General features: G+C 37.5%; 4 protein-coding genes. All 4 read left to right on the top strand.

From position 1 onward, the window contains the following. The first annotated feature begins 611 nt into the window (after positions 1-611). From MUW74_RS03635 to MUW74_RS03620, 4 genes are read left to right on the top strand one after another with little or no spacing between them, the layout of a single operon-like run. Positions 612-1,916: an anaerobic C4-dicarboxylate transporter family protein gene (locus MUW74_RS03635; RefSeq protein ID WP_243519298.1), complete on the top strand. Its 1,305-nt coding sequence runs from the start codon at positions 612-614 to the stop codon at positions 1,914-1,916. A gap of 19 nt (positions 1,917-1,935) precedes the next feature. Further along, positions 1,936-3,102: an anaerobic C4-dicarboxylate transporter family protein gene (locus tag MUW74_RS03630; RefSeq protein WP_243519301.1), complete on the top strand. Its 1,167-nt coding sequence runs from the start codon at positions 1,936-1,938 to the stop codon at positions 3,100-3,102. 42 nt (positions 3,103-3,144) lie between these two features. After that, positions 3,145-3,435 (top strand): YbaB/EbfC family nucleoid-associated protein, encoded by a 291-nt coding sequence (locus MUW74_RS03625; protein ID WP_243519304.1) that lies wholly within the window; start codon positions 3,145-3,147, stop codon positions 3,433-3,435. After that, a complete protein-coding gene (locus MUW74_RS03620; protein ID WP_243519307.1) occupies positions 3,419-4,462 on the top strand; it encodes a glycosyltransferase family 2 protein in 1,044 nt (347 codons plus the stop codon). The genes MUW74_RS03625 and MUW74_RS03620 overlap by 17 nt, the downstream gene beginning before the upstream one ends. The last annotated feature ends 219 nt before the right edge of the window (positions 4,463-4,681 follow it).

Raw genomic sequence — 4,681 nt, 5'->3', positions numbered from 1 at the left:
AAATATCAACTACTACACCTTATGGCTTATGTACCAATGGTGGTTATCTTGAAAAGTTTTTAACTTATAGAAATTCATTTAGTTTAAGTAGCTAGCGACACTGCCTGTACGGAAATAATTGTTCTGTACTTATTCTGTATTGAGCTAATCAATTTGCTACGTGTGGGTTGCGTCAGGTTCCCCTTCTGATTCTATCTTTCCTTAGTAGATCACTTGCTGGTGTTACTCATGATCAGTTTGCTTGCCTTGATATCTGCCTTGTGCATGTGCTTTTTCGGTTCTTTGTTTCTGTCGTTGTCGACGACTCAGCTAATCTTTTTTATGGGGCATTGTGGCTGTGAGATCTATGAGCATATTAATTAATATAGATTATCTTGTTGCTTGGCCCTAAGCATATTTTTAAGATAATTATTATCAAAATACCCAAACCAGTCAATTCATTTGAAATCAATGAAAGTCTTTGATTGGGTCAATTACTTCTATATAAATCTTTTATTATTCGTATCGTTATACCTATATTTGAGTTATTTTTCTATTCTAGCATTTAAAATAAACAGTAATAGTCGTCCTGTTTGGAACGTTTTTTAAGATATAATTAATTTTTTGGTGGCATGCTTTTTATAGGCTTAAGTATACTTCTACTTGCTTCCTTTTTGGGTGCTCGTTTACAAGGCATTAGCCTAAGTATGCTGGGAGGTTTGGGCGTATTGGTTATGTTGCTTTTAGGGGCCGCTCCAGCCAATCCGCCTTTTGATGTAATGCTTTGTATTGCTGCAGTAGTTGCTGCAGTTGGTACGATAGAGGCTGCAGGTGGGTTGCGCTACTTGGTACAATTGGCTGAGTTGTGTATCAGAAAACATCCACGTAGCATCATATATATTAGTCCTATGGTAACTTATGCGATTACCTTCTTGGGTGGTACTAACCACATCGCTTATTCTATTCTTCCTGTTATTGCAGAGGTTTCTAAAGAAGTAGGTATTCGCCCAGAACGGCCTTTATCTCTTTCTGTTATTGCGGCTTTACACGGTGCGCTTGCTAGTCCCATTTCTTCTATAATGGTTATTCTAAGCGGATTATTAAATGCTTCTGGAATAGCCATGTTAACCATTTTTAAGATTATCATTCCATCAACAATGGGCGGATTATTCATTGCAACATTTGTAACCAGTCTGCTGAGTAAAGATATGCCAGCTTCGTCAATGATTGAGCGTAAAATAGTAGCACCTATTGGCCATCTATCGGATCTGCCTCAAACTTCTACCGTAGCTAAACTTTCCATTGTATCTTTCTTACTCGGTAGTTTTGTTATTGTTTTAATGAATGCTATGCAAACATTGCGCCCATCTTGGATGGTAAATGGCATAAAAGTATCGTTGTCATCTGATGCTATTCTTCCAATTGTTATGCTCTCCACTGCTGCATTGATTATGTTGTTGTGCCGAGTTTCACCTAAGTCTATTACGCAGGGTAAAGCATTTACTGCTGGTGTACAAGGGATGTTTTCTCTTTTGGGTGTTGCCTGGTTAAGCAGTACTTTTGTGCAAAGTAATAAACCTGTTTTACTCCAGTTTATATCAGCTTATCTTTCTCACCCTTGGCAATTTGCTATTATTTTAGTTTTAATGGCTGCTATTATGGGTAGCTCGGCTGCTACAATTAAAGCCGTATTTCCATTAGGTATGGCATTAGGCATTCCACCTAAAATATTATTGGCTTCTGCAGCAGCGGTTAATGGTGTTTTTATTATCCCTATTTATCCAACCATGTTGGCTGCTATTAATTTGGATACAACAGGCACCACCCGAATTGGTAAATTTCTCTTTAACCATAGTTTTATGTTACCAGGTTTAATAGCAATTGCTGGTGCAATTGGCATTGGTTTTTTACTGGTTTATATAGGGGTAGCTGGTTGATAAATGTTTAATGCATTATATGATGATTACAATTGGATGGGGTATCCTCCTATTGCTGCTTATAGTAGGGTTGCGTTTGGGTGGCATTGCCGTTGGGTTATTGAGTGGATTGGGCCTAGGGTTATCAACCTTTTGGGTACAACCTGCGGCTCCGCCTCATGATTTAATGCTCTTGCAAGCTACTTGGTTACTTTTGATGGCTACGCTGGAAACAGCTGGTTTTTTTTATCTGTTAAAAAACAAATTCAGTGCTTTTCTAGAAAAATTCAACCACGGTTATTCGCTTTTTATTCTGCTGCTTTGCTATGGTTTAGTCTTTTTAACAGGAGATAAAAAGTGGTTATGTCGATCTCTATGTGAAGAAAATAGGCCTGACACAAGTAAGGCTCGCTTGATCGTTGCACTTGAGGTTGCTGCACATATGGGATTATTAGTTAGTCCTTTATCTATGTCAGGTATGTTTCTTATAATTGTTGCAGGTAATAGTGGGTTACCCATACTGAATCTGTTAGGTATGATGGTTGCCATTACAATTGGCATAACAGTAGCCAGTAGTCTCCTGGTTGCACTTATACCTGAGCAATGGCTTGACAAGTTATCTGCCGGGTTTAAAGATTGTTCTAAGGAAGATATCCAAGTTCTACCTGTGTCAAAAGATAACGTGCAACTTATCTTTTTACTTTTACTACTCTCTGAACTACTATTTTTACTCATAAAACCTCAATCTAATAGGCTAACTGAGCTCAGTTGTATCCAAAAGATTTTTCCAGTTAGATTTCCTATGTTTTTTTCTTTAGTGATGCTTGCTATTGGAGCGCTAGTCATGTTGTCTTGTAAAATAAGACCTGCTCAAATCTTGCAAACTTCTCGATTTAAATTAGGGATGCAACAATTCTTTATATTTTTAGGTCTAACCTGGTTGTTAAATACGCTCATAAGCTATGACAAAGTTTATTTGACACAAATACTGGATGGTATGAGACCTAGTTATTTATTTTATCTAGTTGCAGGGTTGTGTATGCTTTTGATAGATCTGCCTATACTTATTTGGCTTTTTAGCCCACTGCTTATAGCACACCATTCTACTATACTAACGCTTGCAGTATGGCTTGTGTTCATACATAGTTTAGCCCCTATACGCTATTGCATAATCCAAATCGTGCAAGCTCATAAAAAAAGCAGATGAGCTATTTAACCCTATTATTACACTAATGTTTATCTAATGATTATGGACATAAAAAAGCTATTTGGAGAAATGGACCAACTTCGAGGTACGATGGAGCTGGTCAAAAAGCAGATTGAACAAATTACGATAACCAAAGAAACGGGGGCTGGATTGGTTCAGGTAACGGTGAGTGGGGCTAAAAAACTACTTTCTGTTTCAATAGATGAAACGTTATTGAATAAAAAAGATCAAAAAATGGTTCAGGATCTCATAGTAGGTGCTACGAACTTAGCATTGGAAGAGGTAGACCATAAGATCCAAGAAATGATGGAAAAGCATGCAGGAATGGCATAAACAGGCTACTGCAACTAATAACCATTCACCCAATGTGGCCATTGTGTTGTTAAACCATAATGGTTTAGCATTACTAAAACAATACTTACCTACCTTACTGCTTTATAGCGATGGCTATCCCATTATAGTAGTCGATAATGCTTCTACGGATGGATCCGTAGCTTATCTACAGTATCACTTTCCGGAGGTAAAACGTATCGTCTATCAGTCTAATTATGGTGTGGCAAAAGGGTATAATTTAGCCCTAAAGCAGATTGAAGCTACCTATTACTTGCTCTTAAACAATGATTTACTCGTTACAGTAGACTGGCTAAAAGGATTGGTAAGCCTTATGGAGGGTAATCCTGCTATTGCATGCTGCCAACCTAAAATACTGTCGCTCATACAACCGGATCAATTTGATTATGCTGGAGGGGCTGGTGGATTTATAGATGATTATGGCTATCCCTTTTGCCGAGGAAGAATTTTTAATCATCTTGAAAAAGATCATGGACAATACAACGATACACGACCGGTTTTTTGGGCCAGTGGGGCGTGTCTATTGGTACGTGCCAAAGCCTTTCATGCACTAGGAGGCTTTGATGAGCTTTTTTTTGCTCATTTTGAGGAAATTGATTTTTGTTGGCGTGCTCATCTTGCGAGTTGGCAAGTTTATTATTGTGCTGCCAGCACCGTTTATCATCTAGGAGGGGCTACATTGGCTTATAATAGTCCTAGGAAAACCTACTTAAATTTTAGAAATAGGTTACTGATGCTCTATAAGCATGATGGTAATAATTGGGGCCGTACTACAAAAAATATAGGGTTGAACCTATTAGCTTTTTTTCGGATGGTTGCCTTGGCCAAGTTTACAAATGGCTGGGCTATTGTGCGAGCACAAATAGATTTTTTTAAACTTAAAAAGGAAGGTTTAGCTAAACCTTCCTTGTCCTACTTGCCTTATAGATATAAAGGGAGTATACTATTTGATTTCTTTATCAAAAAAAAGAAATGCTTTTCTGACATTGCTCCTAATAGGTTTACGTAGGTTAGCTGATCGTAATTATTTTACAAGGGGTATTTTTTAGGATCTTGTCTTCCGACAAACTACTTATTTATAAAATTGATAACCAGCTATTCCTCTAAATGTTCTTCGTGTATTTCATGCGCCCAATTATCTATCATTCTGGTTTCCTCATTGAAATTAATGCTTAGTAGTATAATGGTTTTTGCTCTAAGTAAGTAAGGCTTATATGTAGTAGTTGAT

The organism is Candidatus Cardinium sp. cBcalN2 (genome assembly GCF_022810445.1).
Taxonomy (GTDB): domain Bacteria; phylum Bacteroidota; class Bacteroidia; order Cytophagales; family Amoebophilaceae; genus Cardinium.
This window is presented reverse-complemented; position numbering and strand designations above follow the sequence as displayed.